The following is a 25,663-nucleotide window of genomic DNA, read 5'->3' as shown; positions in this document are numbered from 1 at the left end:
ATGCACATCCAGAGCAGCCGCGTGCGCGCGGTCAAGAGTTCACCAAGCATGGCCGTGTCGGTACTGGCCAAGCAGATGCTCGCCAAGGGCGAGCCGGTGATCAACCTGAGCCTCGGTGAGCCGGACTTCAACGTCCCGGCCCACGTCATCGAGGCCGCCTATCAGGCCATGCTGGCGGGTAACAATCACTACACCGCGCCCAATGGCTGTGAGCAGCTGCGCCAGGCCATCGTCGACAAGTTCGAGCGTGAAAACGACCTGAAGTACGGCCTTGACGAGATCTGTGTCGGCAACGGCGCCAAGCAGCTGCTGTTCAACGCCTTCCTGGCGACCCTGGAGCCGGGTGACGAAGTGATCACTCCGGCCCCGTACTGGGTCTCGTACACCGACATGGCGATCCTCAATGGCGGCGTGCCAAAGGTGATCCCGTGCGGTGCGGAGCAGGGCTTCAAGCTGCAGCCCGCGCAACTCGAGGCGGCCATTACCCCGCGCACCCGCTGGCTGATGCTCAACTCGCCGAACAACCCGAGCGGGGCGATCTTCACCCGCGAAGAGTTCGCCGCGCTGGGCGCGGTGCTCGACCGCCACCCGCACGTGCTGATCATCTCCGACGAGATTTACGAGCACATCGTGCTCGGCGAGCAGCCGTTCGTGTCGTTCGTCACCGCCTGCCCGCAACTGCGTGAGCGCACCTTGCTGATCAACGGTGTGTCCAAGGCCTATGCCATGACCGGCTACCGCCTGGGTTACGCGGCCGGCTCGAAGGAGCTGATCGTCGCCATGAACAAGACCCAGTCGCAGACCACCACCTGCCCGTCGGCGATCTCGCAATTGGCCGCCGCCGCCGCACTGGACGGCCCGCAGCACTTCGTTCGCGACGCCAATCGCGAGTACCAGGCGCGTGGTGCCCTGGTGGTGCGTGGCCTGGCCGACATTCAGGGGCTGGCGCTGCAGATGCCCGAAGGGGCGTTCTACGCCTTCCCCGAGGTGAGCGCGTTCATCGGCAAGCGCACCCCGGGTGGCCAGGTCATCGGCAACGATGCGGACCTCTCGGCCTACCTGCTGCGCGTCGGCAAAGTGGCCACCGTGCCGGGCTCGGCATTTGGCCTGGAGCCTTACGTGCGGCTGTCGTTCGCGACCTCGCGCGAGGAACTGGAACAGGCCCTCGGCCAGCTGCGCGAAGCGTTCGCGGCGCTGGTCTGATCAACTGATTGATGTGAGGTAAGAACATGAGCAAGCCATTCAAACGTCTGCTGATCACTGGCGCCGCCGGGCGCCTGGGCAGCGTGCTGCGCAAGCACCTTGCGGCTTTTGCCGATGAGCTGCGCCTGACGGACATCGCTGACCTGGGCCATGCGGCCCCCCACGAAGAGCTGGTGCGCTGCGACCTGGGCAACTTCGACGATGTACTGCCGTTGACCGAAGGCGTCGACGCCATCGTGCATGCCGGCGGCGTACCGGTCGAGAACACCTTTGCGGCGATCCTCAACGGCAACATCGTCGGCACCTACAACATCTACGAAGCCGCCCGTCGCAACGGCGTCAAGCGCGTGGTGTACACCAGCTCCAACCACGCCATCGGTTTCTATGACCGCACTGAAACCATCGACGCCAGCGTAGCGCATCGCCCCGACAGCCTGTACGGCGTGAGCAAGTGCTTCGCCGAAGACCTCGGCCAGTACTACTGGGACAAGTTCGGCATCGAGTCGGTCAACCTGCGCATCGGCTCGTCGTTCGCCGAGCCCCTTGACCGCCGCATGCTCGCCACCTGGCTGTCGTTCGACGACTTCGCTCAGCTGACCGAGCGCTCGCTGCTGGCGCCGCGGGTGCGCCACATGATTGTCTACGGCATGTCCAACAACCGCGAGTCGCTGTGGGACAACCGCATGGCGTCGTCGATCGGCTATGTGCCCAAGGACAGCGCCGACGACTACCGCGAAAAGGTCCTGGCCGAGCACCCGCCGCTGGACCCCAACGAGCCAGCGGCGCGCTACCACGGCGGCAACTTCGCCGGTGCCGGGCACTTTGAAGATCCGCAGTAATCTCCACATCACAAGAGAGCTTATTCATGGCTTCCACAGCAAAACAACAGAACTACGATGTGGTGATCGTCGGTGGCGCGGTCAACGGCAGCTCCACCGCCTACTTCCTGGCCAACAACCCGGACTTCACAGGTTCGGTGCTGGTCATCGAGCGTGACTGGACCTACAACAAGTCGGCCACCGCGCTGTCCAGCAGCTCGATCCGCCAGCAGTTCTCCAACCCGATCAACATCGAGATATCCAGGTTCGGCGCGGAGTTCGTGCGCAACTTCCCTGACGCGATGGAAGTAGATGGAGACCGCCCCGACCTGGCCTTCCACGAGAACGGCTACCTGTTCCTCGGCGACGACAAGGGCTACGAGGTGCTGCGTCGGCTGCACGACACTCAGGTATCTCATGGCGCCGACGTGCACCTGCTCGACCCGGAGCAACTGGCGCGCAAGTTTCCGTGGGTCAATGTCGACAGCCTGGCCGGTGCCAGCTATGGCCAGACCGGCGAGGGCTGGTTCGACAGCATGGGCATGCTCAATGGCTTCCGCCGCAAGGCGCGCTCGCTGGGCATCGAGTACATCGAGAACGAAGTGGTCAGCATCCGGCGCGAGGGTGACCGCGTCACCAGCGTGACACTGGCCAGTGGCGAGAAGATCGGCTGTGGCGTGCTGGTCAACTGTGCCGGCACCCGTGGCACCAAGGTCGCGCGCATGGCTGGCCTGGACATCCCGGTGGAGCCACGCCGCCGCTCGCTGTTCGTCTTCGATTGTCGCACGCCGCTGCAAGGCACCGTGCCGCTGACTATCGACCCGACCGGGGTGTTCTTCCGCCCTGAGGGCAAGTTCTACCTGGGCGGCACCTATCCCAAGCACGACCCTGAAGTGGACTTCGAAGACTTTGATGTGCTGCACGACGAGTTCGATGAAGAGGTCTGGCCGATCCTGGCTGAGCGCGTGCCGGCGTTCGAAGGCATCAAGGTGGTCAACTTCTGGGCTGGGCACTACGACTTCTGCGTGCTCGACCACAACGCCATCGTCGGGCCGCATAACCAGGTCAGCAACTTCCTGTTCTGCAACGGCTTCAGTGGCCACGGCTTGCAGCAGGCGCCGGCGATCGGTCGCGGCCTCAGCGAGCTGATCACCTACGGCGGCTACCGGTCGCTGGACCTCGGCGCGCTGTCCTATCAGCGCGTGATTGATAACAAGCCATTCCTGGAAGACTCGGTCATCTGACCCCAGGCCTGCGGAGAACACTACAATGAATACAACATCCAAGGGCAAGCGCAGCGGCGGTGAAGTGCTGGTCGATGCGCTGCGCATCAATGGCGTCGATCGCGCCTTCTGTGTGCCGGGTGAGAGCTACCTGGCGGTGCTCGACGCGCTGCATGACGTCAAGGACGAGGTCGAGTTGGTGGTCTGCCGCCAGGAAGGCGGCGCGGCCTACATGGCCGAGGCCTACGGCAAGCTGACGGGTAAGCCAGGCATCTGCATGGTCACCCGTGGCCCCGGCGCGACCAACGCCTCTGTAGGTGTGCACACGGCGTTTCAGGACTCCACCCCGATGATCCTGTTCATCGGCCAGGTGGCACGCGACCAGATCGAGCGCGAAGCCTTCCAGGAGGTCGACTACCGCCGCATGTTTGGCCAGATGGCCAAGTGGGTGGTGCAGATCGACGATGCCGCGCGCATCCCCGAGTTGGTAAACCAGGCCTTCCAGAGGGCGATCAGTGGTCGCCCGGGCCCGGTTGTCGTGGCCCTGCCAGAAGACATGCTCACCGACCTGGTCGATGTGCCCGATGCACGCCCGGCGCAGCGTGTCGAAGCGGCGCCGGCACCGGCTGCGCTGGAAGAGCTGCAGGCGTTGATCGCCAAGGCCGCCAAGCCACTGGTGATCGTCGGCGGCGGCGCCTGGAGCCCTGCAGCGGTCGCTGACCTCAAGCAGTTCATCCAGACCCAGGGCCTGCCGTTGGCGGCCTCGTTCCGCTGCCAGGACCTGTTCGACAACACTGACCCGCACTATGCCGGCGATATGGGCCTGGCGGCCGGCCCGGTGCTGGTCGACGCGGTCAAACAGTCGGACCTGCTGATCGTGGTCGGTGCGCGGCTGGGCGAAATGACCACCGGCGGATATGCGCTGGTGGACATTCCGACACCCAGGCAGGTGCTGGTGCACATCCACCCAAGTGCCGAAGAAATCGGTAGGGTCTACCAGCCGACCCTGGGCATCAATGCCGGGCCCGCCAGCTTCCTCAGGCAGGCCGCCGCACTGCCCGCGGTCAAGCCAGCGGCCTTTGCAGACTGGACCGTGAGCCTCAATCGCGGCTACCTCGGCAACTTCGAAACACCACGCTCGCCCGGCAACGTGCAGATGAGCGAAGTGATCGCCTGGCTCAACAAGACCCTGCCTGACGACAGCATCCTCACCTGCGGCGCCGGCAACTACACCGGCTGGGTGCACCGTGGCTACCAGCACCGCACCTTCCGCACCCTGCTCGGGCCGACCAATGGCTCGATGGGCTACGGCGTGCCAGCGGCGGTGGCGGCCAAGCTGACCTACCCGCAGCGCACGGTGGTGGCCTTCGCCGGTGACGGCTGCTTCCTGATGAACGGCCAGGAGCTGGCAACGGCGGCGCACTACGACGCGCGGGTCATCACCGTGGTGGTCAACAACGGCATGTACGGCACCATCCGCATGCACCAGGAGCGCAGCTATCCGGGCCGTGTGTCGGGTACCGAGCTGCACAACCCGGACTTCGCCGCGCTGGCGCGCGCCTTTGGCCTGCACGGCGAAACCGTGACCCGCACCGAAGACTTCGCCGCGGCCTTCGAGCGCTGCCAGGCCTCGGGTAAGCCCGCGCTGATCGAAGTGCAGGTCGACCCGGAAGCGCTGACCCCCCGTATGACCCTCAGCCAGATCCGCGAGAAGGCCCTGGCCTCTCTGTGAGATTCCCTCGGCGGGGCGCAGTCGGGCCCCGCTTTTTTTCTTCGAATGAGCCAATCGACATGAAACTTGCCGATCCTGATCTGCTGCGTGAAGTGTGCTATATCGATGGGAAATGGCTGCCGGCGGATAGCGGCCAGCGCATCAACGTCACCAATCCGGCCAACGGCCAGACCCTGGGTACGGTACCGCGCATGGGCGCGGCAGAAACACGCCGGGCGATCGAAGCCGCTGAACGCGCCTTGCCGGCCTGGCGTGCACTGACTGCCAAGGAGCGGGCGGGTCGCCTGCAAGCCTGGTTCCGCGAGATCCTCGCCCACCAAGAAGACCTGGCCCAGATCATGACGGCCGAGCAGGGCAAGCCGCTGGTGGAGTCGCGCGGCGAGATCGCTTTCGCCGCCGCCTACGTGGAGTTCTACGCCGAAGAAGGCAAGCGCATCTACGGCGACGTGATCCCTTCGCCGAACGCTGATCGTCGACTGATCGTCACCAAGGAGCCGATCGGTGTCTGCGCAGCGATCACCCCGTGGAACTTCCCGGCCGCGATGATCACCCGCAAGGCCGCCCCAGCGTTGGCCGCGGGCTGCACCTTGGTGCTCAAGCCTGCGTCGCAAACCCCGTTCAGTGCTTTGGCGCTGTGTGTGCTCGCCGAACGCGCGGGCATTCCGGCCGGTGTCCTGAGCGTGGTGACCGGCGACTCGGCGGCGATTGGCGGCGAGATCACCGCCAGCCCGATCGTGCGCAAACTGTCGTTCACCGGCTCGACGCCGATCGGTATTCAGCTGCTGCAGCAGTCTGCGGCGACGGTCAAGAAAGTCACCCTGGAACTCGGCGGCAATGCACCGTTCATCGTCTTCGATGATGCCGACCTTGAGAAAGCCGTCGAAGGCGCGCTGATCGCCAAGTTCCGCAACAGCGGCCAGACCTGCGTGTGCGCCAACCGCTTCTACATCCAGGACGGTATCTACGAGCGCTTCGTCCAGCGCTTCGCCGAGCGGGTAGGGGGGTTGGTGGTCGGTGTCGGTGACCAGCCAGGCACCCAGGTCGGCCCGATGATCGACGGGCGCGCCGCCAGTGGCGTGGAGCGTATGGTTGGCGAGGCCGTGGAAGCAGGTGCCCGGGTGGTCGCAGGCGGCCGTCGGCATCCGCTGGGTGAGACCTTCTTCGAGCCGACACTGCTCGCCGATGTCACCCCGGACATGCGCGTAGCCCGCGAAGAAATCTTTGGCCCGGTTGCCCCGTTGTTCCGCTTCACAAGCGAAGAGGAGGTAATCGCCGCCGCCAACGACACCGAGTTCGGCCTGGCCTGCTACCTCTATGCACGTGATGTCGGGCGGGTTTGGCGCGTATCCGAGGCGCTCGAATACGGCATGGTCGGCGTCAATGTCGGGGTGGTCGCTACCGAAGTCGCACCGTTCGGGGGAGTCAAAGCTTCTGGGCTGGGCCGCGAAGGTTCGCGCTACGGGATCGAGGACTACCTGGAAATCAAGTACGTGTGCATGGGGCTCTGAAACCTACTCTGACCAGCTTCAGTTGCAAACCGAGTACATCGCCATTGTTGGGTGGATGTCGGTTTGCGCTGAAGGCTGCTGTCAGTGGCTTTCGGCGAGCAGTCGCTGGTAGCGCGAGAGGCTTTCTTCGAGGTGTTTGCGCAGCGCGTTGCGGGCACCTGAAACATCCCCCATGGTGATCGCAGAGAGGATCGCGCCGTGCTCTCGGCCGATCTTCTTGATGTGCGCCAGCCGGTTCTTGCCGCTGACCTGGCTGTGCTTGAGGTTCAGGTCGAGGATGATGTCCGGGCCGAGCGCTTCGAGCAGCTGTGTGAAGTGCGGGTTGTTGGTGGCGCGGGCAATCGCCAGGTGGAACTCGAAGTCGGCCTTGGCCTCTTCTTCAAGGTTGGAGCCATCCAGTGCATTGAAGCGATCGAACGCTTCGGTGATCATTGCCAGGGTACTGGGGGTGCGACGCTCTGCGGCACGCGCCACGGATTCGGTCTCGATCCCCAGGCGCAGTTCCAGCACCTGGGCCGCTACGCGCACATCGTCGACGATGCTGCCAATGGCAAAGCCAATGCGTTTGACGTCCTGCTCGACGACAAACACGCCGACGCCCTGGCGCGCGATCAGGCGTCCGCCCAGGCGCAGCGACGCCACTGCCTCACGGATCACCGGGCGGCTGACGTTGAATTCTTTGCACAGGGCTTGTTCGGACGGCAGTTTCTCGCCAGGGCCATACGTGCCTGAATCGATGCGACTGGATAATTCACGGATAACGGTTTCTGCGAGGTTCGCCCTCCGGGTGGTGAGTACTGGTTCCATCGTTAAACTCCTGATGTACTGGACCAACACGGCGCCAAGGCCGATACAAAATTTGGCTTGTATGTTATCAAATAACTTACCTATCCGCTTGGATTTTGGGCCGTTCGTAGCCTATCTCCCGAAGCTGTCTAGTCCGCATGATACAAGTCATTTAAGAGAAATAATGGATCGCTTGGCGCTCGGTCGCTCGCCCAGGTGCGCCGCTTCGCTGGGCATTCAGGCGTCGCGCCGAGGGTCGTTGCCCTGCAGGAGTCGCTGGTAGCGCAGGTGGCTTTCAAGCAGGTGTTTCTGCAAGGCCGTGCGAGCGCCTGCGGCGTCGCCCATGCTGATTGCCGAGACGATCGCACCGTGTTCGCGGGCGATCTTCTTGATGTGAGCCTGGCGATTCTTGCTATTGACCTGGCTGTGCTTGAGGTTCAGGTCGAGGATGATATCCGGGCCCAGCGCTTCGAGCAGATGGGTGAAGTGCGGGTTGTTGGTGGCGCGGGCAATCGCCAGATGAAACGCGAAGTCGGCTGCGGCTTCTGCTTCGAGCGATGCGTCGCCCAGCGCGTTGAACTGATCGTAGGCCTCGGTGATGTCCGCCATGCTGGCAGGGCTGCGGCGTTCCGCGGCGCGGGCTACCGACTCGCTTTCGACGCCCAGGCGCAGCTCGAGAATCTGCGCGGCGGCGCGCACATCGTCGACCACCGTCTCGATCGCGAAGCCGATGCGTTTGACGTCCTGCTCGACCACGAACACCCCCACGCCCTGACGCGCCACCAGCCGTCCGCCCAGGCGCAGTGACGCCACCGCTTCGCGCACCACCGGTCGGCTGACACCGAACTCCTTGCACAGCGCTTGCTCGGACGGCAGCTTCTGGCCCGGCCCCCAGATGCCATTTTCGATCCGCGCGGCGAGCGCCTGAATCACGGTCTCGGCCAAATTGGCGCGGCGAGTTGCCAGTGACGCTTTCATAGCGATTTGCTCCTTGAACGGACACATGTATCCGTTTTTTCTGCGCTGGGTTGCGCGACCCTGATCATAGCTCTATTGACAGTTACCTGCTGACTGTTATCTTACAAGTGCGTTGGCGTTCTGGCCAATGTGCGTGGCAAGCGATGGTCAGGGTCGTGTTGCTTTTTGGCCCTCATTCGCCTGCTTTGTGTCCCGATGTTCGTTCGACCACTACTGGGAGCACTTAGAATGCAAAATAATAAATTCGGGCTGAACGCGCTTGCTGCCGCAGCGACCTTGCTGGTGGCGATGGGTGGGGCGAACGCGGCTGAGAGCCAAGTCGTCAAGATCGGCTTTGCAGGACCCCTGACCGGCCCATCGGCACACCAGGGGCAGGATGTCGAACACGGCATTCAGATCGCCGTGGAAGAGGCCAACCAGCAGCAACTGAAAATCGGTGACAAGGTCGCCGAGTTCAAGCTGGTGTCCGAAGATGATGTCGCCGACCCCCGTACCGGCACCGCGGTGGCTCAGCGCCTGGTGGACTCGAAAGTCGCCGTGGTGATTGGCCATTACAACTCCGGTACCAGCATCCCCGCCTCGAAGATCTACGCTGCCGCCGGCATCCCGCAGATCTCACCGTCGGCCACCAACCCGGCGCTTACCCAGCAGGGTATTACCTCGGTGTTCCGTGTGGTCAATGACGACGCGACCCTGGGCCGCTACGCCGGAAACTTCCTGGTGAGCAAGCTCGAAGCCAAGCGCATCGCCATCTTCGACGACCGCACCGCCTATGGCCAAGGCTTGGCCGACGAGGTTACCAAGGCGGTCAAGGCCGCCGGTGGCAACGTGGTCGTGCGTGAGTACACCAACGACAAGTCGACCGACTTCAACGCCATCCTCACCACCGCCAAGGCGCAAAAGGCCGATGCGGTGTTCTTCGCCGCGCTCGACTATCAGGCGGCGCCGATGGCCAAGCAGATGAAGAACCTCGGCCTGAAAGCCCGCTTCATGAACATAGGTAACCTGCCCAACGATTCCTTCAAGCAGATGGCCGGCAGCGCCGCGGAAGGCGTATACGCCTGGAACTACGGCACCCCGCTGCTGGAAATGCCCAAGGGTGCTGCGTTCGAGCAGAAGCTCAAGGAGAAGTTCGGCGTCGGTGTCGTGCAGTCTTCGCCAGCGGCCTATGACGCCACCTGGGCGGCCATCAACGCCATGGTCAAGGCCGGCTCCGCCGAGCCGACGGCCTACCTGCCGGTGCTCAAGCGTGAAAGCTACGAGGGCGTCACGGGCACTATTGCCTTCGATGACAAAGGCAACCTGAAGAGCCCTGCGGCGACGGTGTTCCAGTTCGAAGCCGGCGCTTGGAAGACCCTCGCCGTTCAGCGCGATTGAGCGACGGCAAACCCTCGATAATAAGCGGGCTGAAGCCTGCAAAAAAACAATAAAAGACTTTACCCATCTGCCAAGCCCGGCGATGCATGACAGCCGTTGTCATGCGTCGTCGTCACTGCAGTTTCGAGGATTCAGCTCGTGGACGGAAATTTCGATATCTTGTTGCAACAGGTGCTCAATGGGCTCGTATTGGGCAGCATCTACGCCCTGGTCGCCCTGGGCTACACCATGGTCTACGGCATTATCGGGCTGATCAACTTCGCCCACGGTGAAGTGGTCATGATCGGCGCCATGGTCACCATCTCGGTCCTCACCATGCTGGCCGGCTTTGGCTTCGATCCCGGTGTGATCACCTTGCTGTTGGCGATCATGGCCGCAGCGGTGGTGTGCATGCTGCTGGCCCAGGGCATGGAAAAATACGCCTACCGGCCCCTGCGCAAGGCACCGCGGCTGACCCCGCTGATCCTCGCCATCGGTATCTCCATCGCCCTGCAGAACCTGGCGATGATGATCTGGGGGCGCGGCTACAAGACCTTCCCGGAAGTGGTCGAGACGCGTCCGGTGGAAGTCTTCGGCGCCACCGTCACCAACGTTCAGCTGTCGATCATGCTGATCGCCGTGGTGATCATGCTCGGCCTCTGGCTGCTGGTCGACAAGACCCGCCTGGGCAAGGCCATGCGCGCCACCGCGCAAAACCAGGAAGTCGCCGGGCTGATGGGCATCAACATTAACCGGGTGATCTCCGCGACCTTTCTCATCGGCGCCTCGCTGGGCGCGATTGCCGGCGTAATGCGGGCGATCAACTACGGCCAGGCCGACGCCTACATGGGCTTGCTGCTGGGCCTCAAGGCGTTTTCCGCAGCCGTGCTGGGCGGCATCGGCAACCTGTTCGGCGCCATGGCCGGCGGCTTGCTGCTGGGCCTGATCGAGTCACTTGCGGCAGGTTATACCGGGCAGATCACCGGCGGCTTCCTGGGTGCCAACTACCAGGACATCTTTGCCTTCGCGGTATTGATCCTGGTGCTGTTGTTCAGGCCCAACGGGCTGCTTGGCGAACGCCAGGCCGACCGGGCATAAGGAGGTCTGCGCGATGAAAAACCTCAAGACCCAGTACCTGCTGTTGATTCTCGCTTTTGTCGCCTTGCCGTTCCTGATCGAAGCTATCCCAATGCTTGGCCCGACCTGGGTGCGCATCCTCGGTTTTGCCATGCTCTACGTGCTGCTGGCTCTAGGCCTGAACATCGTGATCGGCTACGCCGGCCTGCTCGACATGGGCTATATCGGCTTCTACGCGATTGGCGCGTACCTGTACGCCTTGCTCGCTTCGCCGCACTTGCACATGGCCGGGCTGGTAAGCGGCGTGCTGGACTGGCCGCTGTGGATGATCATCCCACTGGCGGCGGTGGCGGCGGCGATCTGCGGGGTGCTGATCGGTGCGCCGGTGCTCAAGCTGCGCGGTGACTACCTGGCGATCGTCACCCTCGGCTTCGGCGAAATCATCCGCATTTTCATGAACAACCTCGACCAGCCTGTGAACCTCACCAACGGCCCCCAAGGCATCAGCAACATCGCCCCGCTGCACGTCGACGGCGGGCCATGGATGCACGCGGTGGGCGAGGGCACGGCGCCGCTGCTGTCGCTGCAACAGAGCTGGAGTCTGTTTGGCCTGCAGGTGTCGCCGGTGATCAGCTATTACCTGTTCTTCCTGGCGGTCGTCATTCTGGCCATAGTCATGTCCAAACGCCTCGAAGTATCGAGGATCGGCCGGGCCTGGATGGCCCTGCGCGAGGACGAGGTGGCTGCCGAGGCCATGGGCCTGAACAAGCGCAACCTTAAGTTGCTGGCGTTCGCCATGGGCGCGACGTTCGGCGGCGTTTCCGGTGTGCTGTTTTCCAGCTACCAGGGCTTTGTCAGTCCGGAGTCGTTCACCCTGATGGAGTCGATCATGGTTCTGGCCATGGTGGTGCTCGGCGGCATGGGTTCGATCCGTGGCGTGGTGCTCGGGGCGTTGATCCTGTCGGTGATGCCTGAGCTGTTCCGCGACCTGGTCAACTGGATCCAGCCGTGGGTGATGGACAACGTCACCTTTATCAGTCGCGACATCCTGCGCAACGTCCTGGATGCTTCGACCTTGCGCATGCTGGTATTCGGCCTGGCGCTGATTCTGGTCATGCGGTTCCGTCCGGAAGGCCTGTGGCCGTCCAGCCGGCGCCGTGCCGAGCTGCATGACAGCGACCCGGAGCCTGCGGCTGCCGCCGCGGAGCTGACGATTTCCGTGCACGCACCGGCCACCGAAGCATCCTTCGAGTACCCGGCCAAAGAGGCGGACAAGGCATGAGCGACATCCTTCTTGAGCTGCACCAGGTGAGTAAGTTCTTCGGCGGCCTGCAGGCCTTGCACGGCATCGACCTGAGTATCCGCCGGGGCGAGATCCGCGGTTTGCTCGGCCCCAACGGCGCGGGCAAGACCACCTTGTTCAACGTCCTCACCGGGCTGTACCGGGCCGAGCAGGGGCGGGTGATGTTCAACGGCCAGCCGCTGCTGATCAGCAAGCCGCACAAGGTAGTGGAGGCGGGTATCTCTCGTACCTTCCAGAATATCCGCCTGTTCCACAACATGACCGCCCTGGAGAACGTCATGATCGGCCGCCACGTGCGCACTCGCAGCGGTGTGTTCGGGGCCATCCTGCGTACCCCCGGCTGCGTACGTGAAGAGCGCGAGATCCACCAGGCGGCGCGCCACTGGCTGGACTATGTGGGCATTGGGCACCTGAGCGGCGAGCTTGCCAAGAACCTCTCCTACGGCGACCAGCGCCGCCTGGAAATCGCCCGCTCGCTGGCCACCGAGCCGCTGTTGATTGCCCTCGACGAACCGGCTGCGGGCATGAACGCCTCTGAAACCGAGGGCCTGCGCAAACTCATGTGCAAGATGCAGGCAGACGGCAAGACCGTGCTGTTGATCGAGCACGACGTCAAGCTGGTGATGGGCCTGTGTGATCACATCACCGTGCTGGAGTTTGGCCGCAAGATCGCCGACGGCCTGCCGGCCGATGTACGCAAGGACCCCAAGGTGATCGAGGCTTACCTCGGCGCGGAGGCAGTAGCATGAAGAGCATCCTGCAAGTGAATGACCTGAAGGTGTCCTACGGCGCCATCCAGGCGATCAAGGGCATCGACCTGAGCGTGGGCGAAGGCGAAATGGTCGCCCTGATCGGGGCCAACGGCGCTGGCAAGACCACCACCTTGAAGACCTTGGCCGGCCTGCTCAAACCCAGCGCCGGGCAGATCACCTTTGCTGGCAAGGCGCACGCGGCAATCAAGAGCTATGACCTGATCCGCGAAGGCCTGGCGCTGGTGCCCGAGGGGCGCGGCATCTTCCCCAAGCTGACGGTTCACGAGAACCTCGAGATGGGCGCCTTTACCCGGCGCGACGGCAAGGACGCGATCGGCGCCGATATCGAGCGCATGTACGGCATCTTCCCGCGGCTCAAGGAGCGGGCGTATCAGTTGGCCGGAACCATGTCCGGCGGCGAGCAGCAGATGCTGGCGATCTCCCGCGCGCTGATGGGCAAGCCAAAGCTGCTGTTGCTGGACGAGCCGTCGATGGGCCTGGCGCCGATCATCGTGCAGAAGATCTTCGAGACCATCCGCGAGGTGGTCAAGGGCGGCGTGACCCTGCTGCTGGTGGAGCAGAACGCCCGCCTGGCGCTGCAGACCTGTGACCGCGCTTACGTGATCGACTCTGGCCGTATCGCCCTGAGTGGCGCCAGCCAGGACCTGCTGCACGACAAGCAGGTACAGAAAGCCTACCTGGGCGAATGACACCATCAAATCGGGTGTGAATTTCAAGACTGAGGGAGTGTGCTGTGAGTGATATTGATCGGTTGGAGTTTGATACGCGGGTCCACCATGTCGTCAAACATAACGGTGTGGTGTATCTGACCGGGCAGGTGGGGACTCCAGGAGAGTCCGCTGCGGCGCAGACCCGGGAGGTGCTCGACAAGATCGATCGCCTGCTGGCGCTGGCGGGGAGTGATAAAAGCAAGGTCCTCAATGCCTTGCTGTGGCTTGACGACCTCAGGGACTTCGAGGACGTCAATCGGGTGTGGGACGCCTGGTTGCTGAAGGCGCATGCCCCGGCACGCTCGACCGGGCAGGCGCGTCTGGCCAAGCCCGGCATGCTGGTGGAAATCATCATCACCGCGGCGGTCTGACCACCGCGTTGGGCCAGGCGTGTTCGCACCGAACACGATCCTCTGGGTCGTACCGAAAACAATCACAAGAAAACCTGTCGTGGCCAGTGCCACGGTCAGGTTGATCGAAGGTTTCAGATGACGTCGTCCCCACCGAACCCACACGGTTCCCTGCAACATGGCCTGACCTCGCGTCAGGTCTCGATGATTTCCATCGCCGGCATCATTGGCGCCGGCCTGTTCATTGGCTCTTCCAATGCGATTGCCGCCGCAGGGCCGGCGATCCTGGTGTCGTACGCGATGACCGGCGTGCTGGTGCTGCTGGTGATGCGCATGCTCGGCGAGATGGCCGTGGCCAACCCCAACAGCGGCTCGTTCTCGACCTACGCTGGTGAGGCTATCGGGCCGTGGGCGGGCTTCTCCATCGGCTGGCTGTACTGGTGGTTCTGGGTGCTGATCATTCCCGTCGAGGCCATCGCCGGCGGCGATATTCTGCACAGTTATTTCCCGGCGGTGCCTTCCTGGCTGTTCGCCTTCCTGATCATGGCATTGCTGGCCGGCAGCAATCTGGTCAGTGTGAAGAACTTCGGTGAGTTCGAGTTCTGGTTCGCTCTGATCAAGGTGGTGGCGATCATCGCCTTCATCGGTATAGGTGGCATGGCGGTACTGGGCGTATGGCCGCTGGCCGAGGCGGGCGGGGTTGAGCGTCTGTGGTCCGCTGGCGGCTTCGTGCCCAATGGCTGGGGTGCGGTACTGGGCGGGGTGCTGATCACCATTTTCTCGTTTTTCGGCGCCGAAGTGGTGACCATTGCTGCGGGAGAAACGGCCAATCCACAAGCGAAGATCCGACGTGCCACCAACCTCGTGGTGTATCGCATCGGCATTTTTTACCTGCTGTCGATCTTCCTCGTGGTGTCGCTGGTGGCCTGGGACGATCCGCGCCTGTTGCAGGTGGGGTCGTTCCAGCGGGTACTGGAAGTGCTGAACGTGCCGGGGGCGAAGGTCATCGTCGACCTGGTGGTGCTGGTGGCGGTCACAAGCTGCATGAACTCGGGCCTGTATACCGCTTCACGGATGCTCTACTCGCTGGGCGACAGGGGTGAGGCCTTGCCGATTACCCGCAGCGTCTCCAGCAATGGTGTGCCGGTGGTGGCCGTGCTGCTTTCCACGTTGGCGGGTTTTGCCGGTTGCCTGCTCAACTACCTGTTCCCGGGCAAAGTGTTCAGTTTCCTGCTGTCGACCACAGGCGCCCTGGCCCTGCTGGTGTACCTGGTCATCTCGATTTCGCAGCTACGCATGCGCGCACGTGCTGAGCGCGATGGGGTAGAGCTGGCGTTCAAGATGTGGCTGTTCCCTGGACTGACCTGGGGCGTGATTGTCACGATCACCTTGGTGCTGGGGTACATGCTGTTCACTGAGGCGTATCGGTATCAGACGCTGATGACGGCGGGTTTGTCGCTGTTCGTCGTGCTGATCTATGTCGTGCGCAAATGTCTGGGTGCTGGCAGGGAGCGCCGCGCTTCCATGGCATACGGTAAGGCCAGCTAACTCAGGCTTGCGTACAGTGGGGGCCGCTTGCGGCCCCCACTGTATTACGGACCGGCAATGAGGCAAGCAACAGACAGGCGGAGGATTGACATGCTTTCAGCCAAGGCGAATAATCTCGAAAAATTCATATAGATGTTTATATAACAAGAGAAGCCGCCATGACCTTGCTGTCCGCCGATGCGCGTCTGCCCCGTTACCAGCAACTGCGCGATCATCTGCTCGAACAAATCGCCAACAACCGCTGGCGCCCAGGTGAGGCGATCCCCACTGAGGCCGCGCTGGCGACCGAGTACGACCTGTCGGTAGGCACCGTGCGCAAGGCGGTCGATGCCCTGGTCGCCGAAGGCGTACTGGAGCGTCAGCAAGGGCGCGGTACCTTCATTCGTCGCCCGCAATTCCAGTCGTCGCTGTTCCGCTTCTTCCGCTTCGAGTCGGTCAATGGCGAGCGCGTGCTGCCCGAAAGCCGCATCCTCTCGATCGAGCCCCTGCCAGCCCCTTCGGCCGTCGCCGAAGCACTCGGCCTGGCGCCGCATTCCGAGGTGATCCGCATCGTCCGGTTGCGACTGATCGGTGCCCAGCCAGTGCTTGCCGAGGACATCTGGCTGCCACGCCAGCTGTTCCAGCCACTGCTTGAGGTCGACCTCGATCGCAAAGGCCCGCTGCTCTATCCGATCTATGAAGAACTGTGCGGGCAGGTCGTCGCCAGTGCAGAAGAAAGCCTCACCGCCGAGGCGGTCGATGCCGTGCACGGCCGCTTGCTGCAGTTGCCCGAGGCAAGCCCGGTGGTGGTGATCGAGCGGCTGGCCCGCGATTACGCCGGCAAGCCGCTGGAATGGCGCCGTTCGCGTGGGCATGCCCAGCACTTCCGCTACCGCATCGATATTCGCTGATAACGCGTTCTGCCTGGTGACGCCCAGCGCCGTGCTCGCACGCCGCTGCGGCGGCGCCTGCCCGGTCGATGCGTGCCAGAAGCCTCGGTGCGCCCGGCTGACACCCACACAATTAGAAGGATAACCATCATGTTCAGCTGGTATCGTCAGATCACTTCACGGGAGCGCAAGACGTTCTGGGCCTGCTTCGGTGGCTGGTCGCTCGACGCCCTCGAAGTGCAGATGTTCGGCCTGGCCATCCCCGCGCTGATCGCCGCCTTTGCCCTGACCAAGGGCGATGCCGGCCTGATCAGCGGCCTGACCCTGGTCACCTCGGCCATCGGCGGCTGGGTCGGCGGCACGCTCTCCGACCGCTATGGGCGGGTACGCACCCTGCAGTGGATGATCCTCTGGTTCTCCTTCTTCACCTTTCTCTCGGCCTTTGTCACCGGCTTCTACCCGTTGCTGTTCGTCAAGGCCATGCAAGGCTTCGGCATTGGCGGCGAGTGGGCGGCCGGCGCGGTCCTGATGGCCGAGACCATCAACCCGAAATACCGCGGCAAGGTGATGGGTACGGTGCAGAGCGCCTGGGCGGTCGGCTGGGGCCTGGCGGTAGCGCTGTTCACCCTGATCTACTCGCTGGTGCCGCAGGAGTTCGCCTGGCGGGTGATGTTCTTCGTCGGCCTGCTGCCGTCGCTGATGATCATCTGGGTACGGCGCAATGTGCCCGAGCCGGACAGCTTCCAGCGGATGCAGAAGGAAAAGGCCGCCCCGGTCAGCTTCTTCAAGTCGATGTCGGGGATCTTTCGCCCCGAGCTGCTGCGCGTCACCCTGCTTGGCGGCCTGCTGGGGCTGGGCGCCCACGGCGGTTACCACGCGGTGATGACCTGGCTGCCGACCTTCCTCAAGACCGAGCGCAACCTGTCGGTGCTCAACTCCGGTGGCTACCTGGCGGTGATCATCCTGGCCTTCTGGTGCGGCTGCGTGGTCAGCGGCCTGCTGATCGACCGGATCGGCCGGCGCAAGAACATCCTGCTGTTCGCCATCTGCTGCGTGGTGACCGTGCAGGCGTATGTGTTCTTCCCGCTGAGCAATACCCAGATGCTCTTCCTCGGCTTCCCGCTGGGCTTCTTCGCCGCCGGTATTCCGGCCAGCCTCGGGGCGTTCTTCAATGAGCTGTATCCGGCCGATGTGCGTGGTGCCGGGGTAGGCTTCTGCTACAACTTCGGTCGCGTGCTGTCGGCGGTGTTCCCGTTCCTGGTGGGCCACATGAGTGAGTCGATGTCGCTGGGCAGTGCCATCGGCATCGACGCCGGGATCGCCTACGGCGTCGCCGTGATCGCCGCCCTGTGCCTGCCGGAAACCCGCGGCCGCAGCCTCGAGGCTGAACCTGCGGCGCAGCCTACTGCTGCCCTGGTCAAGTAACCTTTACTGATCATGATGAGAACCATGCTCGACGTCCCCGCTCCTACCCCAAGTGCCATCGACAGCCACGCCCACGTCTTCAGCCGTGGCCTTGAGCTTGCGGCCGAGCGCCGTTACGCGCCGGCCTATGACGCGCCGCTGGGCGATTACCTGGCCCAGTTGCAGCAACAGGGTTTCAGCCATGGTGTGCTGGTTCAGCCGAGTTTTCTCGGCACCGACAACGGTTACCTGCTCAGCGCGCTGCAGAGCGCGCCTGGGCAACTGCGCGGGGTGGTGATGCTCGACCCGCAGGTCGAGCGCGAGACCCTCGACGAGATGGCCCGCCTGGGGGTGCGCGGGGTGCGTCTGAACCTGATGGGCCAGGCTGGCCTGCCGGACCTGCGTGCGGCCGAGTGGCGGCCGTTGCTGGAACGTATCGGCGAGCAGGGCTGGCACCTCGAACTGCATCGTCAGGTAGCCGATGTGCCGGCGTTGGTGCGTGCTTTGCAGCCGTTCGGGCTGGATATCGTGGTCGACCATTTTGGCCGGCCGGATGCACGCCTGGGGCTGGATCAGCCCGGCATGCGCGAACTGCTGGCGCTGGGCGCGCAGGGCAATGTCTGGGTCAAGGTGTCGGGCATCTATCGGCTGGAGGGCTCGCCCGAGCAGAACCTGGCGTTTGCCCGTGAGGCGTTGCGTGGGCTCGAGGAGCATTACGGGGCAGGGCGGCTGATGTGGGGGAGTGATTGGCCGCATACCCAGCATGAAGCGGCGCTGAGTTTTGCCGGGGCGCTGGAGCAGTTTGCGACGCTGGAGTGTTCGGCGCCGTTGCGTCGGGCGCTGTTGGTGGAGACTGCGCAGGCGTTGTTCGGCTTCGAGTGATTGGCTGGCTGAACTGACGCTTTCGCGGGGCAAGCCCGCTCCTACAGGGTTCTCGGTGAAGCCCCAATTATGGGCCTTGCACAGAACCCTGTGGGAGCGGGCTTACAACCCGCGATGCGTCAGTACAGGCAATGTGTTTCTCAACTGCCCGGCAGTTTTGAGGTCACCGCGAGGAGACCGGTGACTTCAACACTGATCAGAACCTGAACCGGCTGATCATCGCCTGCAACTACCCACCGAGCCGCGCCAGCTCCACGCTGGACGCCGAGGTCTGCTGACTGGCGCCCTTTATGAAAACAATGTCAGTTAGCTATCAATGGCTGCGGCGTTTGTCGCCCGACTTGCCAGCAGTCGCCCTTCGCGTGCAGATTTGTGGCCTGGCGCGTCTGGCGTGCCTCCAATGACAAAGCCTTTTGAGGTGTTTCCAAGGTGCACGGACGATGAGCCATCCCTCGCAATTCAGCCTGCTCGGCAAGCGGCGCTTCTTGCCGTTTTTCATCACCCAGTCGCTGGGGGCCTTTAACGACAACCTGTTCAAGCAATCGCTGATCCTGGCGATCCTGTACAAGCTGAGCCTGGAAGGTGATCGCTCGATCTGGGTCAACCTGTGCGCGCTGCTGTTCATCCTGCCGTTTTTCCTGTTTTCGGCGCTGGCCGGGCAGTTCGGCGAAAAGTTCGCCAAGGACGCGCTGATCCGCGCGATCAAGCTGGCCGAGGTGGTCATCATGGCCATCGGCGCGGTGGGCTTCGTCACCAACCACCTCGAGCTGATGTTGCTGACGCTGTTCGCCATGGGCACCCACTCGGCGCTGTTCGGCCCGGTCAAGTATTCGATCCTGCCGCAGGCCCTGCGTGAAGAAGAATTGGTGGGCGGCAACGGCCTGGTCGAGATGGGCACGTTCTTGGCGATCCTGGCCGGGACCATCGGCGCCGGGGTGATGATGTCCTCGTCCAGCTATGCCACGGTGGTGGCTGGAGGCATTGTCGGCACCGCCGTGCTGGGCTACCTGGCCAGTCGCTGGATCCCGCGTGCCGCTGCAGTGGCACCGCAGATGAAGCTCGACTGGAACATCTTCAAGCAGTCCTGGCTGACCCTGCGCCTGGGCCTGGGGCAGACCCCGGCGGTCTCGCGCTCGATCGTCGGCAACTCGTGGTTCTGGTTTGTCGGTGCGATCTACCTCACCCAGATTCCCGCCTACGCCAAAGACTGGCTGCATGGCGATGAAACCGTGGTCACCCTGGTGCTGACCCTGTTTTCGGTAGGGATCGCGGTTGGCTCGCTGCTGTGCGAACGGCTCAGCGGGCGCAAGGTGGAGATCGGCCTGGTGCCGTTCGGCTCGTTTGGCCTGACCCTGTTCGGCCTGCTCTGGTGGTGGCATTCCGGTGACGTGCCGGCGGCGGCCGTCGCGCATGACTGGCTGGCCTTGCTGGGGATGCACCAGGCCTGGTGGATCCTGCTGTCGATTGTTGGCCTTGGGGTGTTTGGCGGCTTCTATATCGTGCCGCTGTACGCGCTGATCCAGGCGCGTACCGCCGAGGGTGAGCGGGCCCGGGTGATTGCCGCCAACAACATCCTCAATGCATTGTTCATGGTGGTCTCGGCGATTGTCACCATCGTCCTGTTGAGCCTCGCCGAGCTGAGCATTCCGCAGCTGTTCCTGGTGGTGTCGCTGCTGAACATTGCCGTCAACGCGTATATCTTCAGCATCGTGCCTGAGTTCACCATGCGCTTCCTGATCTGGCTGCTCAGCCACTCGATGTACCGCGTCGAGCACCGCGACCTGCAGCGCATCCCGGACGAAGGCGCAGCGTTGCTGGTGTGCAACCACGTCTCGTTTGTCGATGCGTTGCTGATCGGCGGGGCGATACGGCGGCCGATCCGTTTCGTCATGTACTACAAGATCTACAACCTGCCAGTGCTCAACTTCGTCTTCCGCACTGCCGGGGCGATCCCGATTGCCGGGCGCAGCGAAGATGAAGCCATCTACCAGCGAGCCTTCGCGCGCATCGCCCAGGCCCTGGCGGCGGGCGAAGTGGTATGTATCTTCCCCGAGGGCAAGCTGACCGCCGATGGCGAGATCGATGAATTCAAGGGTGGGGTCAAGCGGATTCTCGAGGAAACCCCGGTACCGGTGATTCCGCTGGCGTTGCAGGGTTTGTGGGGTAGCTTCTTCAGTCGCGACCCGGACAAGGGGGTGTTCAAGCGCTTGTGGTCACGGGTGACCATCGTCGCTGGCGCCGCGATTCCGGTGGAGGCGGCGCAGCCAGACGCCTTGCGCGCGCAGGTCAGTGCCCTGCGCGGCGATTTGCGTTAAAGGTGCTGGGGGGAGGGTCAGCTGGCGCTGACCTTCAGGCCGACCAGGCCAGTGATGATCAGGGCAACGCTGAGCAGGCGAATCAAGGCCATCGATTCGCCGAACAGGATGATCCCGGCGATTACCGTGCCGACTGCGCCGACCCCGGTCCAGATGGCGTAGGCAGTGCCCAGCGGCAGCTCCTTCATGGCCAGGCCGAGCAGGCCGAGGCTGATGACCATGGCGCCGACGGTGAGTACCGTTGGCAGTGGCCGGGTGAAGCCGTCGGTGTACTTCAGGCCTACCGCCCAGCCCACTTCGAACAGGCCGGCGAAGAACAGGATGATCCAGGACATTGTGTGAGTCTCCATCGTTTCAATGATGGGGCCGTCCCCTGGGTGGTCACGCGCTGCGTCGTGAGGTCGTCCTCACAGTGCGCACTATACTGCACAATTGTCCTGTTCAAGGCAAGGTGCGCACGCGTGGTGAGTCAGGGCCGACAAGTTCCGAGGCGTTCACAAAACCTGTAGGAGCGGGCTTGCCCCGCGAAGAGGCCGTCACTACCGCTACTTAACGTGCGTCAGTCGCCGACGCAGATGCCTGCTCGGTCGGCTCTTCCATGCGCCGGAACCAGGTCGACAGCAACGCCCCAGAGATGTTGTGCCAGACACTGAACAGCGCGCTCGGCACTGCCGCCAGCGGCGAAAAATGCGCCGCAGCCAGCGCCGCGCCGAGCCCCGAGTTCTGCATGCCGACCTCCAGCGCCAACGACTTGCGCTGCGCCAGCGGCAGCTTGCACAGCTTGCCGGTCATGTAGCCCAGCAAGTAGCCAAAGCTGTTGTGCAGGATCACCACCGCCATGATCAGCAGGCCCGACTCGGCAATTTTCGCCTGGCTGGCCGCGACCACTGCGCAGACGATCATCACGATGCTCACCACCGACACCAGCGGCAGCACCTGCACTGCCATCTGTACCCGTGCACCCAACAGCCGCTGGGCGAGCACGCCCAGCACGATCGGCAACATCACCAACTGCAGGATCGACCAGAACATGTCCATGAACGATACCGGCAGCCAGGCCGAAGCCAGGAACCAGATCAACGTCGACGTCAGCAACGGCGCCAGCAGCGTAGTGACCGCAGCGATGGCCACCGCCAAGGCGAGGTCGCCCTTGGACAGCCAGACCATCACGTTCGAGGCGGTGCCGCTTGGGCAGCAGCCGACCAGGATCACGCCCACGGCGATCTCCGCTGGCAGGTGAAACACCTGACACAGCAACCAGGCCATGCCCGGCATGATCACGAAGTGCGCCACCACGCCCAGCGCGACTCGCCAAGGTTGGCGGGCGAGGGCGGCGAAGTCATCGAGCTTGAGGGTCAAGCCCATGCCGAACATCACCAGGCCGAGCAGCGGCACGATGGCCACCTTCAAGGCGATGAACCACTGCGGCTGAAGGAAGGCCAGGCAGGCAAACACCAGCACCCAGATGGCGAAGGTGTTGCCGACGAAGCGGCTGAGGGCGGCGAGGGCACGCATGGGGCAGGTCCTTGTTCTTTTATAGGGACGGACAAATGTGGGGCCGCTTGGCGACCCTTCGCGGGTTTAACCGCGAAGGGCTGCCAAGCGGCCCCTGAGATGCTACTGCTTATAGAGCAGGAAGTGATCAGACCCCTTGCGGAATCTCTTCACCACCCAGCGCTTCAAACAACGCCGGCAAGAACTCGGTAAAGGTCATCATCATCAACAGGAAGCTCGCATCGAACTGCTGCTGAGCCTCTTCACCACCATCCTGCTCAGCCTGCTCCTGCAGCAACTCTTCGAATTTCAGGCGTTTGATCACCGTCTTGTCGTCGAGCACGAACGACAGCTTGTCTTGCCAGGCCAGAGCCAGTTGGGTCACGACCTTGCCGGTGCCCAGGTGCAACTGGATCTCGTCGCTTTTCAGGTCCTGACGCTTGCAACGGACGATCCCGCCATCTTCGTGGGTGTCACGCAGCTCGCATTCGTCGAGGACATAGAAGTCCTGTGCAGCGGCCTGCGACTTGACCCAGTCGGTCATGGTCGCGCTTGGCGCGGTCTTGACGGTGACCGGGCGCACGGGCAGCGAGCCCAGCACTTCACGCAGGGTCGACAGCAGGTCTTCGGCGCGCTTGGCGCTGGCCGAGTTGACCAGGATCAGGCCCAGGCGTGGGGCGATGGCGGCAAAGATCATCGAGCGGCGGATAAAGGCCCGCGGCAGGAACGCCTGGATGATCTCGTCCTTGATCTGGTCGCGCTCTTTCTTGTAGACCTTGCGCATCTGCTCGGTCTCGATCTCTTCGACCTTTTCCTTTACAGCGTCATTCACCACGCTGCTCGGCAGGATACGTTCTTCCTTGCGTGCGGCAATCAGCAGGAAGTCGCCGCTGACGTGCACCAGGGGAGCATCTTCGCCTTTGCCGAAGGGCGCGACGAAACCGTAGGTGGTCAGCTCCTGGCTGGCGCAGGGGCGGGCCGGCTTGCTGGCCAGGGCGGCTTCCAGTGCCTCGGGCTCGAATGGGACTTCCTGGGTCAGGCGGTAGGTCAGCAGGTTCTTGAACCACATGAGGGTAGATCTCTCCTTAATGCATAAGGCGGGCATTATTCTCCGAGTGGTGCCGCCGGGCCAACCCTGTCAGAGGGCCATCAGCGACTTATTAATAGAGAAAAGGCCGGTTGCGCTAGGTCCTTGAAAGCCCTGAAAAATTATTTGAAAAAAGTGCTTGCCAGGGTGGTACGTCCTCCGTAGAATGCGCGCCACACCGAGACGAAGGGTGATTAGCTCAGCCGGGAGAGCATCTGCCTTACAAGCAGAGGGTCGGCGGTTCGATCCCGTCATCACCCACCACTCGATGTATAGCGCAGCGGTAGTTCAGTCGGTTAGAATACCGGCCTGTCACGCCGGGGGTCGCGGGTTCGAGTCCCGTCCGCTGCGCCATATTGAGTTTCAAGGCCCACTGAACACCTTGAAACGACAGAGAAAGCGACCTTAGGGTCGCTTTTTTTGTTTCTGTCATTGCGTCAGAATGCCCCTTGTCCGCCGGAAGCGGCCAGCAGGCTCTGCTCCGGCTCTTCATCGTCAGCAAGAGACCGACCATGCAGGATGCCAGTAGCGCTCAATCACCCGCACACTCCACGCCGTTGCTCGGCATTGACCTGGGCACCACCAACAGCCTCATCGCCGTCTGGCAGGAGGGCAAGGCGCAGCTGATCGCCAACGCCCTGGGCGAGGTGCTGACGCCGTCGGTGGTCAGCGTCGATGAAGACGGCAGCATTCTGGTGGGCAAAGCCGCGCGGGCGCGCCTGACGACTCATCCGCTGCGCACGGCCGCTGCTTTCAAGCGCTTCATGGGCAGCGACAAGCGCTTCGAGCTGGGCGAGCATCGCTTCAGCGCGGAAGAACTCTCCGCCTTGGTCCTTGGTGCGCTCAAGCAGGATGCCGAAGCCTACCTGGGCTGCCCGGTCAGCGAGGCAGTGATCTCGGTACCGGCCTATTTCAGTGACGAGCAGCGCAAACGCACAGTGTTTGCCGCAGAACTGGCCGGGCTCAAAGTGCAGCGGCTGATCAACGAGCCAACTGCCGCGGCCATGGCCTATGGGCTGCACGAGCAGAAGTTCGAGCGCACGCTGGTGTTCGATCTGGGCGGGGGCACCTTCGACGTCACCGTGCTGGAGTACGCCTTGCCGTTGATCGAGGTGCATGCCTCGACGGGCGACAACTACCTGGGTGGCGAAGATTTCACCGACGCGCTGCTGCAAGCGTGCCTGCGCGACTGGTCGCTCAAGGCCGAAGCACTTGAAACCAAGGCGCTGGCCAGCCTGCATGACGCCATCGAACAGTTCAAACATGACCTCGGCGAAGGCCAGTGGACGCTGACCTGGAACGGTGACGGCCAGGCCCGGCAATGGGCCCTCGACGAACTCAAGCTGCAGGGCATCTGGGCGCCATTGCTGGCGCGAGTGCGCGCGCCGATCGAACAGGCCCTGCGTGATGCGCGCCTGAGCCCCAAGGAGCTCGACAGCCTGGTGCTGGTTGGCGGCGCCACGCGCATGCCGCAGATCCAGCAACTGGTGGCCAAGCTGTTTGGTCGCCTGCCGTACCGGCATCTGGACCCGGACACCATCGTTGCCCTCGGCGCGGCCAGCCAGGCCGCCTGCAAGGCCCGCGACGCGGCGATCGACGAGTTGATCCTGACCGATGTCTGCCCATACACCTTGGGCATCGCCGCACAGCGTGGGGATGACAACAGCGGCGCGTTTTCGCCGATCATCGAGCGCAACACGGTGATCCCGACCTCGCGGGTCGAGCGCTTCTACAGCAGCCATGCCGAGCAGAAGATGGTGCGCATCGCGGTGTACCAGGGCGAGCGGCCGTGGGTACGCGACAATATTCTGGTCGACAGTTTCGAGATCCCGCTGCAGCCGACCGGCCAGATCCAATCGCTGGACGTGCGTTTCAGCTACGACATCAATGGCCTGCTCGAGGTCGACGTCACCTTCCTCGAGACCGGTCTCAAGCACAGCCACAGCATCGACCGCAGCCCCACCGGGCTTGATCAGCAAGCGCGACAGGCCAGCCATGAACGGCTGTCAGGTTTGAAGATCCATCCGCGTGATGCGTTGCCTAACCGTACCCTGCTGGCGCGGCTGGAGCGGGCCTGGATGCAGAGCCTGGGCGAAGAGCGCGAATTGATCGGGAGCTGGCTGGATGCGTTCAACAGCGTGCTGGCCGGGCAGCAGGCGGGCGATATCAGTCGTCAGCGCCAGCAGTTGAGCCAGGCGCTGGATGAGCTGCGTTACTGATACCGCTTGGGCTGCAGAGCAGCCCCGC

At 63.3% G+C, this 25,663-nt stretch carries 22 protein-coding genes and 2 tRNA genes; 19 read left to right on the top strand and 5 right to left on the bottom strand.

The window, feature by feature from the left end; genetic code table 11:
- The 5 genes from J3B00_RS22800 to J3B00_RS22780 are packed head-to-tail and all read left to right on the top strand — an operon-like array spanning position 1 to position 6,484.
- Positions 1-1,203 (top strand): pyridoxal phosphate-dependent aminotransferase, encoded by a 1,203-nt coding sequence (locus J3B00_RS22800; protein WP_209872323.1) that lies wholly within the window; start codon positions 1-3, stop codon positions 1,201-1,203.
- Positions 1,204-1,229: 26 nt separating this feature from the next.
- Positions 1,230-2,042, top strand: coding sequence for an NAD(P)-dependent oxidoreductase (locus J3B00_RS22795; protein ID WP_209872321.1), 813 nt, complete (start codon positions 1,230-1,232; stop codon positions 2,040-2,042).
- A 26-nt stretch (positions 2,043-2,068) separates the two neighbouring features.
- Positions 2,069-3,265 carry an FAD-binding oxidoreductase gene (locus J3B00_RS22790; protein ID WP_209872318.1) on the top strand — a complete coding sequence of 399 codons (1,197 nt, stop codon included), beginning with the start codon at positions 2,069-2,071 and terminating at the stop codon, positions 3,263-3,265.
- Positions 3,266-3,290: 25 nt separating this feature from the next.
- Positions 3,291-4,976: a thiamine pyrophosphate-binding protein gene (locus J3B00_RS22785; RefSeq protein WP_209872315.1), complete on the top strand. Its 1,686-nt coding sequence runs from the start codon at positions 3,291-3,293 to the stop codon at positions 4,974-4,976.
- A 59-nt stretch (positions 4,977-5,035) separates the two neighbouring features.
- On the top strand, positions 5,036-6,484 hold the full coding sequence (locus J3B00_RS22780) for an NAD-dependent succinate-semialdehyde dehydrogenase (protein WP_209872312.1): 1,449 nt from the start codon (positions 5,036-5,038) through the stop codon (positions 6,482-6,484).
- Between the two features lie 81 nt (positions 6,485-6,565).
- Here the strand turns inward: J3B00_RS22780 and J3B00_RS22775 are convergent, their stop codons facing one another.
- Both J3B00_RS22775 and J3B00_RS22770 read right to left on the bottom strand, forming a co-directional pair.
- Positions 6,566-7,291, bottom strand: coding sequence for a FadR/GntR family transcriptional regulator (locus J3B00_RS22775; protein WP_209872309.1), 726 nt, complete (start codon positions 7,289-7,291; stop codon positions 6,566-6,568).
- 216 nt (positions 7,292-7,507) lie between these two features.
- Positions 7,508-8,248: a FadR/GntR family transcriptional regulator gene (locus J3B00_RS22770; RefSeq protein WP_209872307.1), complete on the bottom strand. Its 741-nt coding sequence runs from the start codon at positions 8,246-8,248 to the stop codon at positions 7,508-7,510.
- A gap of 228 nt (positions 8,249-8,476) precedes the next feature.
- Here J3B00_RS22770 and J3B00_RS22765 point away from each other — a divergent pair, with 228 nt between their 5' ends.
- The 11 genes from J3B00_RS22765 (at position 8,477) to J3B00_RS22715 (ending at position 20,835) form a co-directional block, all read left to right on the top strand.
- Positions 8,477-9,625: a branched-chain amino acid ABC transporter substrate-binding protein gene (locus J3B00_RS22765; RefSeq protein ID WP_245362608.1), complete on the top strand. Its 1,149-nt coding sequence runs from the start codon at positions 8,477-8,479 to the stop codon at positions 9,623-9,625.
- A 138-nt stretch (positions 9,626-9,763) separates the two neighbouring features.
- Positions 9,764-10,702 (top strand): branched-chain amino acid ABC transporter permease, encoded by a 939-nt coding sequence (locus J3B00_RS22760; protein ID WP_209872304.1) that lies wholly within the window; start codon positions 9,764-9,766, stop codon positions 10,700-10,702.
- Between the two features lie 13 nt (positions 10,703-10,715).
- Positions 10,716-11,963 (top strand): ABC transporter ATP-binding protein, encoded by a 1,248-nt coding sequence (locus tag J3B00_RS22755; RefSeq protein WP_209872302.1) that lies wholly within the window; start codon positions 10,716-10,718, stop codon positions 11,961-11,963.
- Positions 11,960-12,733 (top strand): ABC transporter ATP-binding protein, encoded by a 774-nt coding sequence (locus J3B00_RS22750; protein WP_209872299.1) that lies wholly within the window; start codon positions 11,960-11,962, stop codon positions 12,731-12,733. Before J3B00_RS22755 ends, J3B00_RS22750 begins: the two co-directional genes overlap by 4 nt.
- Positions 12,730-13,446 carry an ABC transporter ATP-binding protein gene (locus J3B00_RS22745; protein WP_209872296.1) on the top strand — a complete coding sequence of 239 codons (717 nt, stop codon included), beginning with the start codon at positions 12,730-12,732 and terminating at the stop codon, positions 13,444-13,446. The genes J3B00_RS22750 and J3B00_RS22745 overlap by 4 nt, the downstream gene beginning before the upstream one ends.
- Positions 13,447-13,490: 44 nt before the next feature.
- Positions 13,491-13,838, top strand: a complete 348-nt coding sequence (locus J3B00_RS22740) for a RidA family protein (protein ID WP_209872293.1) — start codon at positions 13,491-13,493, stop codon at positions 13,836-13,838.
- Positions 13,839-13,955: 117 nt separating this feature from the next.
- Positions 13,956-15,365 carry an amino acid permease gene (locus J3B00_RS22735; protein ID WP_209872290.1) on the top strand — a complete coding sequence of 470 codons (1,410 nt, stop codon included), beginning with the start codon at positions 13,956-13,958 and terminating at the stop codon, positions 15,363-15,365.
- A gap of 158 nt (positions 15,366-15,523) precedes the next feature.
- On the top strand, positions 15,524-16,255 hold the full coding sequence (locus J3B00_RS22730) for a GntR family transcriptional regulator (RefSeq protein WP_209872287.1): 732 nt from the start codon (positions 15,524-15,526) through the stop codon (positions 16,253-16,255).
- Positions 16,256-16,384: 129 nt separating this feature from the next.
- On the top strand, positions 16,385-17,659 hold the full coding sequence (locus J3B00_RS22725; RefSeq protein WP_209872283.1) for an MFS transporter: 1,275 nt from the start codon (positions 16,385-16,387) through the stop codon (positions 17,657-17,659).
- Positions 17,660-17,674: 15 nt separating this feature from the next.
- Positions 17,675-18,520 (top strand): amidohydrolase family protein, encoded by an 846-nt coding sequence (locus J3B00_RS22720; RefSeq protein ID WP_209875093.1) that lies wholly within the window; start codon positions 17,675-17,677, stop codon positions 18,518-18,520.
- 440 nt (positions 18,521-18,960) lie between these two features.
- Complete coding sequence (locus tag J3B00_RS22715; protein WP_209872280.1) at positions 18,961-20,835, top strand: MFS transporter; 1,875 nt, start codon at positions 18,961-18,963, stop codon at positions 20,833-20,835.
- A gap of 17 nt (positions 20,836-20,852) precedes the next feature.
- Here the strand turns inward: J3B00_RS22715 and sugE are convergent, their stop codons facing one another.
- The 3 genes from sugE to rdgC form a co-directional block, all read right to left on the bottom strand.
- The gene (gene sugE / locus J3B00_RS22710) at positions 20,853-21,170 is read right to left on the bottom strand and encodes a quaternary ammonium compound efflux SMR transporter SugE (protein ID WP_101321713.1); all 318 of its coding nucleotides are present in this window, start codon (positions 21,168-21,170) and stop codon (positions 20,853-20,855) included.
- Between the two features lie 214 nt (positions 21,171-21,384).
- Positions 21,385-22,350 carry a bile acid:sodium symporter family protein gene (locus tag J3B00_RS22705; RefSeq protein ID WP_209872278.1) on the bottom strand — a complete coding sequence of 322 codons (966 nt, stop codon included), beginning with the start codon at positions 22,348-22,350 and terminating at the stop codon, positions 21,385-21,387.
- Positions 22,351-22,477: 127 nt separating this feature from the next.
- Positions 22,478-23,398, bottom strand: coding sequence for a recombination-associated protein RdgC (rdgC, locus tag J3B00_RS22700; protein WP_209872275.1), 921 nt, complete (start codon positions 23,396-23,398; stop codon positions 22,478-22,480).
- Positions 23,399-23,604: 206 nt separating this feature from the next.
- Here rdgC and J3B00_RS22695 point away from each other — a divergent pair.
- The 3 genes from J3B00_RS22695 (at position 23,605) to J3B00_RS22685 (ending at position 25,635) form a co-directional block, all read left to right on the top strand.
- A tRNA-Val gene (locus J3B00_RS22695) sits at positions 23,605-23,680 on the top strand.
- Between the two features lie 13 nt (positions 23,681-23,693).
- Positions 23,694-23,770: transfer RNA gene (locus J3B00_RS22690), tRNA-Asp, on the top strand.
- 158 nt (positions 23,771-23,928) lie between these two features.
- Complete coding sequence (locus J3B00_RS22685; protein WP_209872272.1) at positions 23,929-25,635, top strand: molecular chaperone HscC; 1,707 nt, start codon at positions 23,929-23,931, stop codon at positions 25,633-25,635.
- The last annotated feature ends 28 nt before the right edge of the window (positions 25,636-25,663 follow it).

The sequence above is a fragment of the Pseudomonas sp. BP8 genome (assembly GCF_017875955.1).
Classification (GTDB): Bacteria; Pseudomonadota; Gammaproteobacteria; order Pseudomonadales; family Pseudomonadaceae; genus Aquipseudomonas.
The sequence above is the reverse complement of the archived record's forward strand: the minus strand, read 5'-3'. Positions and strand labels throughout refer to the sequence as shown.

Excerpts from the sequence above, each read along its gene's own strand:
- J3B00_RS22795 (WP_209872321.1), top strand. The coding sequence starts at position 1,230 with ATGAGCAAGCCATTCAAACGTCTGCTGATCACTGGCGCCGCCGGGCGC.
- rdgC (WP_209872275.1), bottom strand. The coding sequence starts at position 23,398 with ATGTGGTTCAAGAACCTGCTGACCTACCGCCTGACCCAGGAAGTCCCA.
- J3B00_RS22745 (WP_209872296.1), top strand. The coding sequence starts at position 12,730 with ATGAAGAGCATCCTGCAAGTGAATGACCTGAAGGTGTCCTACGGCGCC.
- J3B00_RS22755 (WP_209872302.1), top strand. The coding sequence starts at position 10,716 with ATGAAAAACCTCAAGACCCAGTACCTGCTGTTGATTCTCGCTTTTGTC.
- J3B00_RS22730 (WP_209872287.1), top strand. The coding sequence starts at position 15,524 with ATGACCTTGCTGTCCGCCGATGCGCGTCTGCCCCGTTACCAGCAACTG.
- J3B00_RS22725 (WP_209872283.1), top strand. The coding sequence starts at position 16,385 with ATGTTCAGCTGGTATCGTCAGATCACTTCACGGGAGCGCAAGACGTTC.
- J3B00_RS22735 (WP_209872290.1), top strand. The coding sequence starts at position 13,956 with ATGACGTCGTCCCCACCGAACCCACACGGTTCCCTGCAACATGGCCTG.
- sugE (WP_101321713.1), bottom strand. The coding sequence starts at position 21,170 with ATGTCCTGGATCATCCTGTTCTTCGCCGGCCTGTTCGAAGTGGGCTGG.
- J3B00_RS22750 (WP_209872299.1), top strand. The coding sequence starts at position 11,960 with ATGAGCGACATCCTTCTTGAGCTGCACCAGGTGAGTAAGTTCTTCGGC.
- J3B00_RS22775 (WP_209872309.1), bottom strand. The coding sequence starts at position 7,291 with ATGGAACCAGTACTCACCACCCGGAGGGCGAACCTCGCAGAAACCGTT.
- J3B00_RS22770 (WP_209872307.1), bottom strand. The coding sequence starts at position 8,248 with ATGAAAGCGTCACTGGCAACTCGCCGCGCCAATTTGGCCGAGACCGTG.
- J3B00_RS22715 (WP_209872280.1), top strand. The coding sequence starts at position 18,961 with ATGAGCCATCCCTCGCAATTCAGCCTGCTCGGCAAGCGGCGCTTCTTG.
- J3B00_RS22685 (WP_209872272.1), top strand. The coding sequence starts at position 23,929 with ATGCAGGATGCCAGTAGCGCTCAATCACCCGCACACTCCACGCCGTTG.
- J3B00_RS22720 (WP_209875093.1), top strand. The coding sequence starts at position 17,675 with ATGAGAACCATGCTCGACGTCCCCGCTCCTACCCCAAGTGCCATCGAC.
- J3B00_RS22780 (WP_209872312.1), top strand. The coding sequence starts at position 5,036 with ATGAAACTTGCCGATCCTGATCTGCTGCGTGAAGTGTGCTATATCGAT.
- J3B00_RS22790 (WP_209872318.1), top strand. The coding sequence starts at position 2,069 with ATGGCTTCCACAGCAAAACAACAGAACTACGATGTGGTGATCGTCGGT.
- J3B00_RS22785 (WP_209872315.1), top strand. The coding sequence starts at position 3,291 with ATGAATACAACATCCAAGGGCAAGCGCAGCGGCGGTGAAGTGCTGGTC.
- J3B00_RS22800 (WP_209872323.1), top strand. The coding sequence starts at position 1 with ATGCACATCCAGAGCAGCCGCGTGCGCGCGGTCAAGAGTTCACCAAGC.
- J3B00_RS22765 (WP_245362608.1), top strand. The coding sequence starts at position 8,477 with ATGCAAAATAATAAATTCGGGCTGAACGCGCTTGCTGCCGCAGCGACC.
- J3B00_RS22705 (WP_209872278.1), bottom strand. The coding sequence starts at position 22,350 with ATGCGTGCCCTCGCCGCCCTCAGCCGCTTCGTCGGCAACACCTTCGCC.